15 protein-coding genes are annotated in these 16,154 nt (G+C 43.4%); 10 read left to right on the top strand and 5 right to left on the bottom strand.

Annotation, left to right across the window (positions count from 1 at the left end; genetic code table 11):
* The first annotated feature begins 186 nt into the window (after positions 1 to 186).
* A complete protein-coding gene (locus CLV42_RS04595) occupies positions 187 to 483 on the top strand; it encodes a DUF6934 family protein (protein ID WP_146154307.1) in 297 nt (98 codons plus the stop codon).
* A gap of 261 nt (positions 484 to 744) precedes the next feature.
* On the opposite strand, the gene CLV42_RS04590 is transcribed toward CLV42_RS04595, so the two are convergent.
* From CLV42_RS04590 to CLV42_RS04575, 4 genes are all read right to left on the bottom strand, one after another.
* Entirely contained in the window at positions 745 to 1,164 is a 420-nt protein-coding gene (locus CLV42_RS04590) for a nuclear transport factor 2 family protein (RefSeq protein WP_106600682.1), read from the bottom strand.
* Between the two features lie 78 nt (positions 1,165 to 1,242).
* Positions 1,243 to 2,100: an SDR family oxidoreductase gene (locus tag CLV42_RS04585; RefSeq protein ID WP_106600681.1), complete on the bottom strand. Its 858-nt coding sequence runs from the start codon at positions 2,098 to 2,100 to the stop codon at positions 1,243 to 1,245.
* A 186-nt stretch (positions 2,101 to 2,286) separates the two neighbouring features.
* Complete coding sequence (locus CLV42_RS04580) at positions 2,287 to 2,865, bottom strand: Crp/Fnr family transcriptional regulator (protein ID WP_106600680.1); 579 nt, start codon at positions 2,863 to 2,865, stop codon at positions 2,287 to 2,289.
* A 139-nt stretch (positions 2,866 to 3,004) separates the two neighbouring features.
* Positions 3,005 to 3,766 (bottom strand): porin family protein, encoded by a 762-nt coding sequence (locus CLV42_RS04575; RefSeq protein ID WP_106600679.1) that lies wholly within the window; start codon positions 3,764 to 3,766, stop codon positions 3,005 to 3,007.
* A 292-nt stretch (positions 3,767 to 4,058) separates the two neighbouring features.
* Between CLV42_RS04575 and CLV42_RS04570 the strand changes: the two genes are divergently transcribed.
* A complete protein-coding gene (locus tag CLV42_RS04570; protein WP_106600678.1) occupies positions 4,059 to 4,604 on the top strand; it encodes a hypothetical protein in 546 nt (181 codons plus the stop codon).
* 33 nt (positions 4,605 to 4,637) lie between these two features.
* Here CLV42_RS04570 and CLV42_RS04565 read toward each other — a convergent pair whose 3' ends face one another.
* The gene (locus CLV42_RS04565; protein WP_245901469.1) at positions 4,638 to 5,228 is read right to left on the bottom strand and encodes a Crp/Fnr family transcriptional regulator; all 591 of its coding nucleotides are present in this window, start codon (positions 5,226 to 5,228) and stop codon (positions 4,638 to 4,640) included.
* Positions 5,229 to 5,418: 190 nt separating this feature from the next.
* Here CLV42_RS04565 and CLV42_RS04560 point away from each other — a divergent pair, with 190 nt between their 5' ends.
* The 8 genes from CLV42_RS04560 (at position 5,419) to CLV42_RS04525 (ending at position 16,154) form a co-directional block, all read left to right on the top strand.
* Entirely contained in the window at positions 5,419 to 7,311 is a 1,893-nt protein-coding gene (locus CLV42_RS04560; protein WP_106600676.1) for a chloride channel protein, read from the top strand.
* A gap of 201 nt (positions 7,312 to 7,512) precedes the next feature.
* Positions 7,513 to 9,183, top strand: coding sequence for a thiamine pyrophosphate-binding protein (locus CLV42_RS04555; protein WP_106600675.1), 1,671 nt, complete (start codon positions 7,513 to 7,515; stop codon positions 9,181 to 9,183).
* On the top strand, positions 9,176 to 10,681 hold the full coding sequence (locus CLV42_RS04550) for an AMP-binding protein (protein ID WP_106600674.1): 1,506 nt from the start codon (positions 9,176 to 9,178) through the stop codon (positions 10,679 to 10,681). The genes CLV42_RS04555 and CLV42_RS04550 overlap by 8 nt, the downstream gene beginning before the upstream one ends.
* Entirely contained in the window at positions 10,671 to 11,870 is a 1,200-nt protein-coding gene (locus CLV42_RS04545) for a citrate/2-methylcitrate synthase (protein ID WP_106600673.1), read from the top strand. The genes CLV42_RS04550 and CLV42_RS04545 overlap by 11 nt, the downstream gene beginning before the upstream one ends.
* Before the next feature lies 1 nt (position 11,871).
* The gene (locus CLV42_RS04540; RefSeq protein WP_170117388.1) at positions 11,872 to 13,260 is read left to right on the top strand and encodes a Gfo/Idh/MocA family oxidoreductase; all 1,389 of its coding nucleotides are present in this window, start codon (positions 11,872 to 11,874) and stop codon (positions 13,258 to 13,260) included.
* Entirely contained in the window at positions 13,253 to 14,392 is a 1,140-nt protein-coding gene (locus tag CLV42_RS04535; RefSeq protein ID WP_170117387.1) for a MalY/PatB family protein, read from the top strand. Before CLV42_RS04540 ends, CLV42_RS04535 begins: the two co-directional genes overlap by 8 nt.
* Positions 14,389 to 14,943 carry a P-loop NTPase family protein gene (locus CLV42_RS04530; protein ID WP_106600670.1) on the top strand — a complete coding sequence of 185 codons (555 nt, stop codon included), beginning with the start codon at positions 14,389 to 14,391 and terminating at the stop codon, positions 14,941 to 14,943. The genes CLV42_RS04535 and CLV42_RS04530 overlap by 4 nt, the downstream gene beginning before the upstream one ends.
* Positions 14,940 to 16,154: an MFS transporter gene (locus tag CLV42_RS04525; RefSeq protein WP_106600669.1), complete on the top strand. Its 1,215-nt coding sequence runs from the start codon at positions 14,940 to 14,942 to the stop codon at positions 16,152 to 16,154. The genes CLV42_RS04530 and CLV42_RS04525 overlap by 4 nt, the downstream gene beginning before the upstream one ends.

Genomic DNA, 16,154 nt, shown 5'->3' with positions numbered 1-16,154 from the left:
CTAATGAATATGAATATTACTAAAAATATATAGCCCACCGTGGCGAGCTATATATTTTTAATTTTTGTTGAAATCTGACCTTTTTAGTCAGCCCCTTTTAAGATACATGTGAATATGCTTTTCAGGATGATTACATCCTCCCATTGTTGATATTAGTTTGTTCTTATCAGTCCCAAAACAATCAATTTGAATACGAATCCATACAAAGTGAATTCCATAACTGCTATGCAGTATGAATTCGAGAGTGTTGGCAGCAAAGGAACTATCAAAAAAGGAGTTGAAATAAGCCCACTTGAAATACCTGGCTACTACAATTTCGGGTTTGGTGATGTGAACAAAGATAGCTCCATGGATGATGAAGCCGAAACAAATAATGGCGATCTCTTAAATTCTACAAAGAAGAAAGACCCATCACCTTTAAAAAGGCGAAGGTTAAAAGTTCCTCTTTCAAGAAAAAAATTGATAGCGCAAATAACCTATTAAGTGAGACCGTGTTTATTAAGCCGCATGTTATTAACTCCATAATTCGGCTTCTATTTAGTTCACTTCTTTGAAGAATCATCGCTATTTCTAATTAACGTTTTGTCATATTCCTGGATTCCAGTTCATTTATGCGATTAACAAAAAAAGAATATCGCAGGTTACTACAACTTAATTCGATCTCCCGAAATAAATAAGAAAATCCCAGGCTGAAAAGTCTGGGATCTTTGTTTTTGGGAGGGAATAATATTTTTTCACAGATATCTATTTTTTCGACAGGTCGGCAACGCCATTGGGAAATGAGCTTTTAGCAACCTGCGCCAAGTCGAGCGCTTCCCGAAGCAATACTATTTTCCCATCCTTCGCTACAAGTCTTCCCATGTAATGCTGGTGATAAGGTCTGCCGGTAGAAGCAACGGTACATTCCACTTCGTATTCGCCAAATGCCTGCTCCGGTGTGTCAATATGTATCTGGATATTTTGAAACTGAAATCCAGGGAATGTCTTCGGAAGGTTTTGCAGAAACTTGTACAGCGTTTCCTTTCCGCTCCACCGCCAGGGCAAACCCAGGCTGTTGAGGTAAGGCAGTTCTATAGCGGCATCGTCTGCAAACAGGGCTATTGCTTTATCGGCGTTATTGATGTTTTGGAGGTAGGCCATCAATAGTTCTTTTGCGGTTGTCATTGTATTATTTTTTAAGTGCTTTTTCACGGGCACAGTGTGAAAGATGTATATAAGTCGAAAATGTTAACACCGGTCTGCTTAGCCATTGTATGCAGCCAGCCATTTTGACTTAATATCAGCACGGGCTTTTATAAATTCTTTGTCAGTTCCCTGTGCGATGGCATCCAGCGGGAAACGCAACGGGCGGCTGCCTTTCTTCATGTTTACCAGTTCCAGGATACCGTCTGCAATGGTTTGCGGATTCATATTGAACTGCGCCATTTTGCCAAATAATGCAGTTCCCAGGGCATTGAATTTTTGCGTAGCCGCATCGCCATATTCAGCGGTGATACTTTCTTTGTCTGCGTTCAGTCCGGCCTTGGAGCCATTGGTCATTTCTGTTGGGTAGACTCCTGGCTGGATACTAACGTTTTCGATACCGTAATCAGCCAGTTCATCCTGCATGCCTTCGGTAATACTTTCCACTACAAATTTGGAAGCCATGTAAGGAATCATAAAAGGCAAGGTGTGACCACTGGCGCCGGTAGTGATGTTAATGATCAAGCCATTTTTAGCAGCTCGCATTGAAGGCAGTACGGCGTTATAAGTACGCAATACACCATAAAAATTCACTTCAAACATTTTTCGGATCTGTTCCAGTGTATACCCTTCCAGCAAACCAAAGCCGGAAACAGCGGCGTTGTTGATAAGTACATCGATGCTGCCATATTTCGCCAGCACTTTATCGAACGCAGTCTTTACGGATTCATCGCTGGTTACGTCTATTTCCACCACTTCTACATTGGGCAAAGCTGATAGTTCCTGCGCAGCGGCGGCATTCTTTCCATCTACATTACGCATTCCAGCAATTACGGTATGACCGGCATTTGCTAATGTAATGGTAGTAAGCTTTCCAAAACCGGTACTGGTGCCTGTGATAAAAATTGTCTTTGACATGATTGTAATTTTTTGTTGTTGTTGATAACACAAAGTTGCTACAACCATAAAGCCTGGTAAATGAGGCAAGACAAGAAATAAATTGATCTACATCAAGTGGAAAAACACAGAATAAACATACATATCCAGCAAAAAGGAGTTCTTGCAGCGCTTCAGTAAAGACAATCAATGATGAACAGGAAATAATTATTTTTTGGCTATGCCATTTCTGATGCGGCTAAGTGTTTCAGGCTTAATGCCCAGGTAAGATGCAATCATAGCCTGCGGAATACGCATAGCAAAGTCAGCATATTTCTGGATGAAGTCTAAGTATTTTTCTTCAGCGGATTTGCTGATGCTGGCTAAAATACGGGTTTGGTTAACATTGAAACTCTTCGAAATAATCGCCTGGATCATATCCCTGAAATCCGGAATTTTAGCGCAAAGCATATCAAAGTTTGGGGCGGTAAATAATACCACTTCCACGTCTTCTATTGCATCTATATTCAACCGCGACGGCGTCTGGTTTAGCAGGCTTTCCCGGTCACCGATCCACCAGTTTTCTACGCCGAAATATATAATATGTTCGATGCCTTTATCATCTACCGCGTACGTGCGCATGCAACCTTTGGTGATGAAGGCGTGATATTTCCACACATCGCCCTCTTGCAGTAAGTATTGCTTTTTCCTTAATTTCTTCAGAATCGAAACGGAGCGTATCAATTCCTTTTCATCACTGGTCAATGTGATTTTACTATCGAGGTATTGCTGGAAAGTATCGTACACGTTTTTGTTATAAAAGTAAGCAAAGATTATAGAACCATGTATGAGGTAGCAATTATTAATGGATGGCTATATCGGTACACTTTTCTGTCAGGTAGATAAGACCCAGCCAATTGGCCTAATTAGGAATTTATAAGTCTGACTAGAGCCTAAAGGCATATCCCACAACGACTACAGCCGCCCCTGTTTTATTTGCCCCGTTCACATTATCCTTCTGGATGTTTACAAAACCGTAGTTCCCGCCTCCCTCAATAAAGACACTTCCCTTACCTACGATATAGGCCAATCCTACATGGCCGCTGATACCTGCATTAAACCGGTGCAAATCATCCTTTATATTCTCTGTTTTATCAAAAGATTGTGCTCCTGTAGGCAATGCCTGCTGATGGCCACTATCGAGATAAATTTCACTTGTGCCACTGGTTTCATTCTTTGCGGACAATACCATGCTAACAAATGGTCCTGCTGCAATATAAAAGCCCCATTGCGGACCGAGATGAATACGATACTTGGCAAGTACCGGCAGCATCAGATAATTGATCTTGGCTTCACTTTTATAGTTGGCATACAAATACTGAGGCACCTGGCCCGGAGGGAACAATGGCTGCATCTCCGGAGGGACAGTAAACGCCTGGTTCCCGTTCTTTTTGCCTCCCTGGGAAGAATACTCAAGTTGCGGCTGAACAGAGAAATGGTCTGAAAGATGAAATTCAACATGTACGGCAGCATCTGGCCCTAAACGGGAACCATACCCATTGTTGATCGGATTCTGGCCGTCACCGGAAGTTAAATTGGGGATACTAAGTCCGGCCTTGATACCAATGTCAATCCGTGTCTGTGCAAAAGAATGCTGCATAAAGGGAAATGTGATGATGCACACAAACCAGTAGATTGTCTTTTTCATCCTTTAAGTTTTTAGCGTTAATAGTAAACCTTGTGTAGAAAAGAACATGTTGGGGGACATGTTGGGGTCGATTATGGTTATCCGAAGATAAGTAAAAGCCAGACAACTATACTATATTCTTTGTATAAGATAGCCGGTCCGGCCAAATACCAGCCCCTTGCCCACCTATGGCATGTTCAGAAACCTTATCTCCAGGTACTATATTTAGTAAAAGTTTAGTTGATTGTCTTACTAATTTCTTAATTTAGAAATTGTCAACCTCAATGTTATTTTATTGTCCAAACCCTAATATATGTCTGATCAGCAAATGTTTGATAATTACCTCAACATTTTATGGAAAGTTGCAAAATGGTTATTTAAAGCATTGGTCTATTTTCCTCTTATCATCACATCATTTATCATTGTATCATCGATTATGAATAAAGAATCAAGCAGCTTGTTAGGTTTAGCTGTGACTATTCTTATGACCTTTATTCTTTACTTAGCTGTCTATTTTGTGAAAGGAATACTTATCTGTTTAAAAAGCAACAGAAAACTGTTATGGATCTTACCATTTATCATTTGTGTAGCATTTACCTGCATTCTACCTGTATATCTGGTGCTTGATCCGATTGGATATCTGGTACAACACTCAAGCCATTCAAATACACCCAACAACATATTTAAATGGCTGTTTTCGCTCGCATTTGGAGTCTATGTATATTATAGATATGATTTTCTCAAGAATATAGCTCCTCCTATTGCCTTTCCCGCATACCAAGCGGGTATTGATATTACAATGTTGATTATAAACAGGTCTTATCGTGTTAAAGGCGAACAATCTGATGAAACAATCTAACATCATCAACTTTGAACCCAGACATTAAGCTTCCTACCCCTGCTTTATTATTGAGGCCAGCCTCTCTCTATCCTTAATAATGATCGTCTTCCCCGACAGCTCAATAATACGATCCCCTGTAAACTCATTCATTACCTTAAAGATAGTTTCATACGTTGTGCCGGCATAAGAAGCAAGATCCTGCCTGGTTAACGTGCCTTTAATAGTTCCATCTTCATCACAACCAAATACGTCTGCGATTTTAAGTATGGTATCCGCAATACGGCTTTTTACATCCATATGCACCATATTCCGCATACCTTTCTCCGCCTCCTGCAAATCATGGGCGTAATAAAGCATTAACTGATAAGTCAGTTCCGGATTTATTCTAAGTGTAGTTTTCAGAAATTCTGTGGAAATAAAACAAACGGACGCATCTTCTATGACAGTAGCAGAGACAGGATAATGCTGATCTGCACCGATCCCCCTATGCCCCAGCACATCGCCTTCTTTTGCCAATTTGATAATAAGCTCCTTATCCGCTCCCCACTTTTTATGTATTTTAACCTTCCCCTCATGCAGAAAATAAAATCCTATCACAGGATCATCTTCCCGGAATATTGCCTGCCCTTTCTTGAAATTCAAGCACTTCGAATTATTGTCTATCGCCGCTTCCCATTCAGGTAAGGAATATTTTTTGAGAAAACAATTAGTATGATGAGTCATATGCAAAGGTACAAAACATTGCCTAAACAATATTTATTAATTATTTTATGATAAATAAATTTACAAAAATGTTGTTTATACAATATTTTTGCAGAGAAAATTACAATTTATGCACGACAAAGATACTGACGAGTCTATTTCAATAGCACCGTCCCTCGACCTTACTATTGATAAGGAACAGGAAGAGTACCGGCCCCTGGTGTCAAAAAGGGTGTTATACCTGAGCGTACAAGTAATATTCAATGCCATTATTATAGGTTTCATTGCCAAGGCGTTGGTTGCATTGATCAGCCTCATCACTAATCTTTCATTTTACGGTAAATTTTCAATTGAAGAAAGCAGTCCAGCGCACAATCAGCTCGGCTGGCTGGTAATCATCATACCGGTAATAGGCGGCCTGGTCGTGGGTATTATGGCACGTATCGGGTCTTCCGCTATACGAGGGCATGGTATACCGGAAGCGATGGAACAGGTGCTTACAAATAAAAGCCGTATAAAGCCCATCATCACCTTATTAAAGCCGCTCTCTGCCGCTATTTCGATCGGTACGGGTGGTCCCTTTGGTGCTGAAGGTCCTATCATTTCTACCGGCGGCGCATTTGGGTCCCTGACCGGACAGATCATGCATATCTCTCCCAATGAGCGGAAAATTATGCTGACTGCAGGTGCTACGGCTGGTATGGCTGCCATTTTCGGCACTCCGGTAGCAGCAGTATTGCTTGCCATCGAATTGCTGCTGTTTGAATTTTCTCCCCGTTCTATTATACCTGTAGCATTAGGTTGTGCAACAGGCGCTGCCATGCACTATGCGCTTTTCAGTGATGCTCCGGTATTTGCAATGCCTGCTATTCCTCCCGCAGGGGCAGAGGAGATGATCTGTTATGTGGCCATGGGTGCGGTTGTAGGTGTGATTGCCGCTTTTGTAACCAAAAGCATCTATTATATTGAAGATCTTTTTGAAAAGCTTCCTATACACTGGATGTGGTGGCCGGCAATAGGCTCTCTCGCCGTAGGTATAACAGGTTATTTCGCCCCTTATACCATGGGTGTTGGTTATAGCAATATTTCGCAATTGCTGAGTGGCAACATCAGCGTTCAGCTTATACTGGGCTTATGCTTCCTTAAATTCATTTCCTGGTCGATTTCCCTGGGAAGTGGTACTTCAGGCGGAACACTTGCACCGCTGTTAACTATCGGTGGTGCTACCGGTCTGGGACTTGGCATGATCGTAACATCGCTGTTCCCACAGATTAATATCAGTCTGCCCACCTGCGCACTTATAGGTATGGCAGCTATGTTCGCAGGATCAGCAAGGGCGCTGCTCACCTCCATAGTCTTTGCCTTTGAAACCACCTTACAGCCGCATGGCTTATTGCCGTTACTGGGAGCATGCACCGCTTCTTACTTTGTTTCCTTCTTTATGATGAAAAGCTCCATCATGACAGAAAAAATTAATCGTCGCGGTGTGCCAACACCTGATGCATATGAGCCGGATATTTTACGGGAACTGAATGTGGAAGAGGTGATGGATAAAAACGTTCCGACAACCAGGGAGGATGAAAGCATCAGCACAATATTGGAAGCATCAGCAGAAAAAACACAAAATGAATACGGTGCGATTGTGCTTGATAAAGACAATAAGGTACGCGGAGCGATCAATTTAAAAGACCTGTATCAGGGGGTATTAAAGGGATATACCACAATGTCCGAGTTGAAATACGCAGACGTCTTTGTTTTTCCTAACAGCACTTTACTTGCTGCCATTATATTAATGGAAGAGCGTGAACTGGAACTACTACCTGTAGTTTCCAGACAAAACAAGGAAAAAGTACTGGGCGTTATTACAAAGGGCCTGATACTTTCCACTTATCGCAGAAGACGCGAAGATAGTGATGAACATCAAAGAGAAATCTCCATAAAACGAAGCGGCTACAGATTCCTGGCTAGAACGAAAAGGTTAAGGCAGGAACAGTCCAAAAGATTTTTCAGAGGAACGAAGTAAACCTACCCTACCGAAGAGTGACGGCAGCAATACAAGTGTATTGTTGCCGTTTTTCTTTTTAGCGATCTTACATATACCCCATTGCGTATTTCCGCAAAATAATTTGGTACCTGCCGCAGCATAATTTGCTGTTCTTGCTAATTACCGGCCGGGGCTTTCCTTATACATTTACGGCACATTGATCCACCAAACATTCAAAAGATGAAAGCCTCAAAGTTATTCTTAAAATCAGTTGCCAAATTAGGAATCAGGAAAGTATTCGGTATAGTAGGCGGAGAAGCCCAGGCCATGCAGTTCGACGAAGAACCATCACTGGACTTTTACCTGACCCGCCACGAATTTGCTGCTGGCATTATGGCCGATGTATTTGGCCGCATGACAGGAGAGCCACAGATGTGTTATTCCACCTTTGGTCCGGGACTCTCCAATCTCTCTACTGGTATCGTTTCTGCTATTCTTGACAGATCTCCCATGCTGGCCGTGTCAGCACAGATCCCAAGGGCGGAAATACAGTTCAACCAGACCCACCAATGCATAGACAACGTAGCGCTGATGCGTCCTATTACCAAATTTGCTGCGCAGATTGAAAACGTCCTCGAAATACCAGCACTGCTTAAAACAGCCCTCGAAATAGCAGTGAACGACATTCCCGGTCCGGTATACCTGAGCTTCCCTACTGATGTAATGGAACAGGAAATACCTGATGCCGAAGCAGAAGCCCTGCTGCAAACCCTTTCCCCGATAAAAAGGAATCCTGCTCCCCTCCCCGACTTCCGTCAGCTAGATGTAGTGCTCAGCAAAATAAAAGCAGCTGAAAAACCGCTGGTTATTGTAGGCAATCAGCTGATCAGAGACAATTGTTGTGAAGAACTGGTGGAATTCATCAACGCGCATAACATACCTGTTATCTCCACCCTGGCATCAAAAGGTATTATTCCTGAAGATCATCCGTTGTTCATTACCACCTGTAATAAATACGTGGACAAGATATACCACGACGATCTTGTGTCCCAGATCTTTGATAACAGCGATCTGTTGCTGCTAATCGGTTATGACTTCGGAGAAGATCTCAAGTCAAGCCTGTGGAAAAATAAAAAGGAGACCATCGTTATCAACACCCATTATAATGATATGGGCACCGTATTTCAGCCGGATACCCTCTTTACCGGCGATCTGAAACAGGTACTCCCCTATATCATGCAACAGGGAATCGCTCCTAAAGAAGACAATGAAGCACTGCTGGAATTAAAACAGCTGTTCGATAAAAGAGCGCCTTTCGTCAGCGAAGAGTTTTCAAATATTCCGCTGATCATTCAGTCTGTCAGGAATGCATTAGGTGAATCCGGAGTGCTGTGCAGCGATATCGGCTTACACAAACAATATGCGGGATTGCTGAGCAAAACCTATAAGCCAGACACCTTTATGTGTTCCAATGTATGTGGTACGTTCGGCTTCGGTCTGCCTGCAGGTCTGGGCGCTAAACTGGCAAGGCCTGCCGAAAGAGTAGCCGTTATCTGTGGTGATGGAGGTTTCCACTCTACCAGCCAGGATCTTGAAACTGCTGTGCGTTACAATATTCCGGTTGTGATCGTTGTGCTGAAAGACAATGCCTTTGGCCTGATCAAATACTACCAGTTCCTGGAAAGAGAAGAGATCTTTAAGCGTAGTGTTGAATTTGGCAACGTTGACTTTGTAAAACTGGCAGAGGCCAATGGTATGAAAAGCATACAGCTGGAAGCTCCGGAGCAGCTGGAAGCACTGATGGAACTGGCATTTTCCACCAACAAACCTATGCTGATAGAGATTCCTATCGTGTACGATTACAGATTCAGAGAAGTTGCAGTACCTGAAGAAATGGAAATCAATGACTAAGTATATTGCCAATCATACCCCTCTTACTCCTTTATTGTTCCTGGAAAGAGCCGCTGCTTTTTATAAAGATAAAACAGCCATCGTACAGGACAATATCAGAAAAACATATGGCGCATTGTACAGTGATTGTACCCTGACTGCCATGCGTTTCAGGGAACTGGGGGTACAACCCGGGGACCGCATAGCCTACATCAGCAGGAATAACTACCAGCTGCTGGAAGCGCACTATGCGGTTCCCATGTGCGGGGCCATTCTTGTTCCTATTAACTACAGGCTCAATGAAAAAGAGGTCGGCTATATTCTGAAACATGCAGCCGTAAAGATCCTCGTTACAGAAGAACAATACTACCGCGCATCTTACAGTGATATCGTTGACGTACATCTGGTCCTCAACAGTGACGATCTTTATAAAAAAGAGCCGCTCTATAAATACAAAGCCCCGCGGATCAACGAAGACGATACCATCTCCCTGAATTATACCAGCGGTACAACCGGGCATCCCAAAGGAGTGATGTACTCTCACCGCAGTACCTATTTGAACACACTCGGAGAATGTATCACCGCTTCGCTGACGGTCAACTGTAATTACCTGTGGATACTTCCCATGTTCCATTGCAACGGCTGGTGTTATACCTGGGCAGTAACGGCTATAGGCGGAACACATTTCTTTATAGACAGTTTTGACCCGGAATATGTTGTTGCCTATATCACCACTCAAAAGATCACTCATCTCTGTGCTGCACCTACCGTGCTTATACAGCTGCAACAGGCCATTAACTTTTCTTTGCTTGGAAGCTATGGTAAACTGACTATCATCACGGCAGGTTCTGCACCAGCACCCGATACCATCAGGAGATTTGAGGAAAATGAGGTAAAGGTCATTCATGTATATGGACTGACGGAAACACATGGTCCTCATTCCGTATGCGAAACCAGCGACAGATCAAGACAGGGCATTGCCAGTGTACATGCCGTGTTTATGAACGTGGTGGATGATCAGCTGAACCCTGTGGCATGGGATGGTAAAACGATCGGAGAAGTGGTGGTACGCGGTAACAATATCATGCAAGGATATTACAAGGATGTAAAATTAACCCGTCAGGCATTCAAAGGTGGCTGGTTCCATACTGGTGATCTTGCGGTGATCCACCAGGACGGACATGCTGAAATAGTGGATAGAAAAAAAGATCTTATCATCAGCGGTGGAGAAAACATCTCATCCATAGAAGTGGAAAATGTATTGTATCAACACCCTGATATTCTGCTGGCGGCAGTCATTCCAGTATATGATCATAAGTGGGGAGAGATACCCAAAGCTGTCATTGAGCTGAAACATGGCAAGAGCGTTTCAGATAAAGAGATCATTGACTTCTGCAGGGATAAACTGGCTCACTATAAATGCCCCAAAGCAATCATCTTCGATACAATCCCCAAGACCAATACAGGTAAAGTGCAGAAAAATAAGTTAAAAGAAAAATACTACTACCATGGAAAATAATACCCTGGAAACACAACTTACGGATATCTTTAACATCACTGCCAACGGTACCCACCAGGTACTGGAATTTAAAAAAGGCATCAACAACGTTATTGTATTTGACCCCGGCGCAAACCACAGCAGCTTTTGTAAAAGCAGTATCAGCCGCATTGATGGTAAAACAGGTCAGCTGTTTTATGGCAATACGCCTATTGAAGAAAAGATCACTGAAACCAATTTTGAAGCGCTCGCCTTTCAGTTGATCACACAAAGTGATAACAATCCCTCCGGAGAACTACAGTTCGCCCAGGGCATGCACCGTTACTTTGTATTAGATGCAGAGATACAGGCTGTGCTGCAACGTCTGCCTGCCTCCATTCACCCCATGGATTTCCTGCTGATCGGTGTAACCGCCCTTTCAGGCATTGAAGAAAAATACCTTCCTGGCAATGAAGATCCGCTGGTACAGGCACAGTTCATCATCTCCCAGTTGTTTGTGATTGCTGCATATTATTATCAGCTGCAAAACAATATGGCCTGGAACAGCAACACATCAGATCAACCTGTTTATCACCGCTTTTTACAACAGGTAGCTCCTGAAAAAGCTGATCTGCATGCACCGTTCCTGAACATCGTTCTTATGTTACATGCAGAACATGGACAAAACTGCTCTACTGCAACCGTTCGTAATATCGCCAGTGCAGGAGGAGATATCTATACAGCGATCGCCAGTGGTATTGCCGCATTTAAAGGAAGATTACATGGGGGCGCCAGTCAGTATGTATCACAGATGTATAATGAGATTATACAAAGAGGTATCAGTGCCAGCGATTTTATTGTTGAGAAAATGAGCCGCAGGGAAGTGATCTATGGCTTTGGACACCGCATTTATAAGAACTGGGACCCAAGGGCCAGGATCATGTATAACATGTTGAAGTCGGATGATCCTGTGTACGCGCCTGTAGATATATTGAGAAAACTTGCTTTTGAGTTAACGGACCATGTAAGTAATGACACTTATTTCAGCAGCCGGTTCATCTTCCCTAATCCGGACCTGTTCAATAATGTATTCTATACATTGTTCGGCATGCCTTCTTCTATGAACACCGTGATGTTATCACTCTGCAGAGTAGCCGGCTGGATCGCTCATTATTATGAGAATCTCTCCGACCGTCTCCCTATTATCAGACCACAGGAATTATACAAATAACGTGAGCAGAAAAATACAGCATATTATAGTAGTCGGATGCGGTCTGCATTTCAGAGAGCGATACTATTCTGTACTGCAGCAGCAAGCGGATATGAGGATCAGTATGGTGATAGATCTGGAAGCAGAAGAAGAGCGTATCCGACATTTCTTTTCAGACAAATCACTGACTCCTGAACAGTATCTTTTTCTTCCTGATCAATATCGTAATGACCTTACTCCTGAAGAACTGGATAAACTGTTATGCGGCAGGATATATAAAAAAGCGATAGATGCGGTGATCATCTGTACAGAACCGAAGGCCCACAAAGCGTATGCTATATGGGCTGTCAGGAATAACCTACATGTGTTCACAGACAAACCACTGACGGCCTTTTCATCAAGACAATCGTCGGAGTCACTGTTGCAGGACTTCTATGACATCAGCGGCGAAATTCGGAATGAGCAGCTGAACTTTGTGGTCTCCTGCGAGCGGCGTGCACATACCGGTTATAATTATGTAAGGCAGTTCCTGTCAGATCTGATCAGGACCTATCGCGTGCCCATCACATTTATAGATATCCATTTCGGCGGCGGTATGTGGAATATGCCGGATGAGCTTTTTTACCGGGAAAATCATCCGTATAAATATGGATATGGTGTCATGCTGCACTCTGGCTATCATTATATTGACCTCTTGTTCAGCCTGATGTCACTCAATAAAATACTGTATCCTGATATGCATGCATCCACCCTGCATGCTTTGGCTATCTCCCCTGCGGATCATCTGGGAATGATCGATCAGGCGGTATATGAAAGATGCCTGCATACAGACAGGTTCAGCGAATACTTCCAGCCTGACAATATCAGCCGACTACATGATTTCGGAGAAACAGATGTTACGCTGAGCGGAGATTTCAAAAGCAATGGCAAACGGATCTCTCATTATTGTCTGCAACTGATGGAAACATCGGCATCCAACAGAGGCTGGCATCAGCTGCCTGAGAACACTTATATCAGCAATGGCCGGCTCAGACAGGAATCTGTCATTATACATGTAGGTCCTCTCTGTTCCATTCATATCAGTAGTCATTCGCTGTCTAAACAGCAATCGGCAGATAAAACAGAACATTTCACCATAGAGATCATCAATAATACCAATGTTACAGGTCATGCCGGTTATATACAGCTAAACAGAAAGGATATTACTGACATGTACCCCGAAATGCCGCTGAACAAGGGTATGAATGTAGCCGCCCGGCAATGGCAGCTGCAAAACTTCCTGCAGGGCGGTGATGCACATTCTTCCTTGTCATCGCACAGGGAAGGCATTGCATTCATAGACAAAGTTTACAGGCAGCTTCAAACAAATATGGAATATGCTAATGCCCCAAACGAACGAATACATGTTTGATACAATATATGACCGGCGGTTTACAGACTCTCATAAATGGAACAGGATACCGGAAGACAGTTTATCGATGTGGCTGGCGGATATGGATTTCAGAACACCAGCGCCTATACTGGATGCCCTCCGGCAGAAAGTATCCACCGGCTTTCTCGGTTATCCAGCAGTCAATGAGCAGTACCTGGAAACAGTGTTAAACTGGTTCACGGTCTATCATCACTACAATACTGAAGGGATCAGCATTATTCCTGTAACCGGCATTATCCCTGCCCTGTCAGCTATCATACAACGATATACTTCCGAAGGTGCTGAAATTATTATACAGGCGCCGGCTTATTACAGGTTCATGGAAATTACCGAGAACCGTACCATTTTATTCAACCCTTTAAAAATTGATGAACATGGCGAGTACCAGATGGATTTTGAACACCTGGACTCCCTGTTACCTTTGCGGCCGCAGATCTTCGTGCTATGTTCTCCGCACAACCCAGTTGGTAGAGTATGGAGTTATGAAGATCTGCTGCACATTGCGGAATATTGTCTTGAAAATGAGATCCTGCTGATTGCTGATGAGATACATTGTGATCTTGTACTACCGGGTTATCATTTCACGTCAGTAGCCACACTGCCAACACGTTATTTACAGAATACCATTATCCTCCATTCTTCCACAAAAACTTTTAATATTGCAGGACTGAGAGGCGGGCATGTTGTTGTATTTAACCAACGGATGCAAAAGGAGCTATCAAAGGTGTTCGATCTTTATGGTATCAATAAAGTGAATACGGCTTTTCTTACTGCTACGATGGCAGGTTACACCCATTGCCATGACTGGACAGTCTCATTAAATAAATACCTTGCCCATAATTATCATTATATCCAGACATTTATACAGGAGCATATCCCGCAGTTAAAAACGTTTCCACTGGAAGCTACTTACCTGATGTGGATTGACTACCGTGCGTTGCAGATCAGCGAAGATGATTTCTTTTCCGTACTGGACCAGGAACTGATTGTATCAAAAGGAACAATATTCAGTGAATATGGGAAAGGCTTTTTCAGAATAAACATTGCCTGTCCGCTGGACATGATAAAAAGGGCGATGCAGATTTTACATACCCAAATAAACCATTTATGAAGATCCATATTGTAGGCGCATCCTGCTCTGGTGTTACCAGCCTCGGAGAATACCTTTCGGAAACGCTCAATGTACCCTACTTTGACACAGACGAATTTTACTGGGAGAAAAGTGATCCTCCCTTTACAATAAGAAGAGATCCGGCGGAACGGAACAATATGATACAACAGGAATTCAGTCAACATAAAAGCTGGATACTGGGAGGCTCTGTCATCAAATGGGAACTGGATGTGACATTTGACCTGATCGTTTTCCTATGGCTGCCACAGGATATCAGGATTGCACGGCTGAAGGCACGGGAACTGGAAAAATACGGAGACATTATCTATACAGATACTGAGCGGAATAAACAATTTAATGAGTTTATTGACTGGGCATCAGGATACGACGATAACACCGCCCGCGGCAGGACTTTACAGGCGCATCAGCAATGGCTGGCAGCGTCTCCGTTTCCGGTGTTGGAACTGAAAGGAGACCTATCCATCACAGAACGCGCGGCTAAGGTGACGGAGAAATTACATGCCATACAGCAAGAGATGTCTTTGAAATGAGTACAACTTATCTTTCAAAGACATTTTCCAGCCTGATCCGGCACAGGAACTACCGGCTGCTTTTTTTCAGTCTCAGTATATCTCAGGTAGGCACCAGTATACAGGACATTGCACAGTCATGGGTGATCCTTGAAAAGACCCATTCCGCACAGGCCATTGCCCTGCTTACTGCCTGCCTGTTCACACCGTATGCCCTGCTGGGACTGATCAGTGCACCGCTGCTGGAAAAACTAAACCCACGGAAAACGATGATCATCTGTCAGTCGTTATCCATGCTATCCGCCATTGCATTGTCTCTGCTTTGCTTTACGGGGAAGATCGGGTTGTTCCATCTTTACCTGTTTGCCCTGTTAAGAGGATTTGTTGTTGTGATCAACAACCCTATACGTCAGCTGCTGATCCGCCAGTGTGTGGAACGGTCGCAGGTACCTAATGCCATTGCCCTGAATACTTCAGTGTTTAATCTTGCCAAAGTGCTTGGGCCGGCTATAGGGGGATTACTGCTGGCAGGTATGGGTGCAGCTTATTGTTTCCTGTTCAACGCAATTTCGTTTGCATTCGTTATATATAGTCTCTTTATTATGCAGGAGCAGGAGCTGTATCCTTATGCCAGCAATAAATCAAAGCAGTCACTGTTAAGCCGTATCGGTACTGCACTGGGTTATGTGTTTAAGAGCAGGCAATTGTTAACACCATTTGCTGTACTATTCCTGGTGTCGCTGCTCTGTATTAATTTTTCCGTTATCCTTCCCATCATATCGGGTATGTTATTACAGACAAATGCGAAAGAGTTTGGTTATATCAATGCCTTGTTCGGACTGGGTGCATTTGTGGGCGCTATTGTCTCCGCTTATCTTTCTAAGGTGAGCTTTAATTTCATGATGGTCTCCGCAGCCGGTATGGGAATAATGTTCATCCTGCTTGCCATGGCGGGGAACATCTGGCTAACCGGGAGCCTGCTGATCGTCACCGGGTATTTTTATACGACTTATACAACGGTGACCAGTGCCTATATTCAACTTCGCTCCGAGGAAGAGTACCAGGTTAATACCATTGCATTGTATACTTATATACTTACGGGTATCAATCCTGTGGGCGCTTTCCTGATTGGCTTTCTTGAAAAGACAGGAGGGGCAGCTACGGCATTGATCATTCCGGGTATTGTTGCCCTGTTGTCATCCCTTTGTGGATACTTTGCTAATAAATCCTAA

The organism is Chitinophaga ginsengisoli (genome assembly GCF_003014595.1).
GTDB lineage: Bacteria > Bacteroidota > Bacteroidia > Chitinophagales > Chitinophagaceae > Chitinophaga > Chitinophaga ginsengisoli.
This window is presented reverse-complemented; position numbering and strand designations above follow the sequence as displayed.

Excerpts from the sequence above, each read along its gene's own strand:
- CLV42_RS04590 (WP_106600682.1), bottom strand. The coding sequence starts at position 1,164 with ATGACAACCGCAAAAGAACTATTGATGGCCTACCTCCAAAACATCAAT.
- CLV42_RS04555 (WP_106600675.1), top strand. The coding sequence starts at position 7,513 with ATGAAAGCCTCAAAGTTATTCTTAAAATCAGTTGCCAAATTAGGAATC.
- CLV42_RS04585 (WP_106600681.1), bottom strand. The coding sequence starts at position 2,100 with ATGTCAAAGACAATTTTTATCACAGGCACCAGTACCGGTTTTGGAAAG.
- CLV42_RS04545 (WP_106600673.1), top strand. The coding sequence starts at position 10,671 with ATGGAAAATAATACCCTGGAAACACAACTTACGGATATCTTTAACATC.
- CLV42_RS04535 (WP_170117387.1), top strand. The coding sequence starts at position 13,253 with ATGTTTGATACAATATATGACCGGCGGTTTACAGACTCTCATAAATGG.
- CLV42_RS04530 (WP_106600670.1), top strand. The coding sequence starts at position 14,389 with ATGAAGATCCATATTGTAGGCGCATCCTGCTCTGGTGTTACCAGCCTC.
- CLV42_RS04575 (WP_106600679.1), bottom strand. The coding sequence starts at position 3,766 with ATGAAAAAGACAATCTACTGGTTTGTGTGCATCATCACATTTCCCTTT.
- CLV42_RS04560 (WP_106600676.1), top strand. The coding sequence starts at position 5,419 with ATGCACGACAAAGATACTGACGAGTCTATTTCAATAGCACCGTCCCTC.
- CLV42_RS04550 (WP_106600674.1), top strand. The coding sequence starts at position 9,176 with ATGACTAAGTATATTGCCAATCATACCCCTCTTACTCCTTTATTGTTC.
- CLV42_RS04570 (WP_106600678.1), top strand. The coding sequence starts at position 4,059 with ATGTCTGATCAGCAAATGTTTGATAATTACCTCAACATTTTATGGAAA.
- CLV42_RS04525 (WP_106600669.1), top strand. The coding sequence starts at position 14,940 with ATGAGTACAACTTATCTTTCAAAGACATTTTCCAGCCTGATCCGGCAC.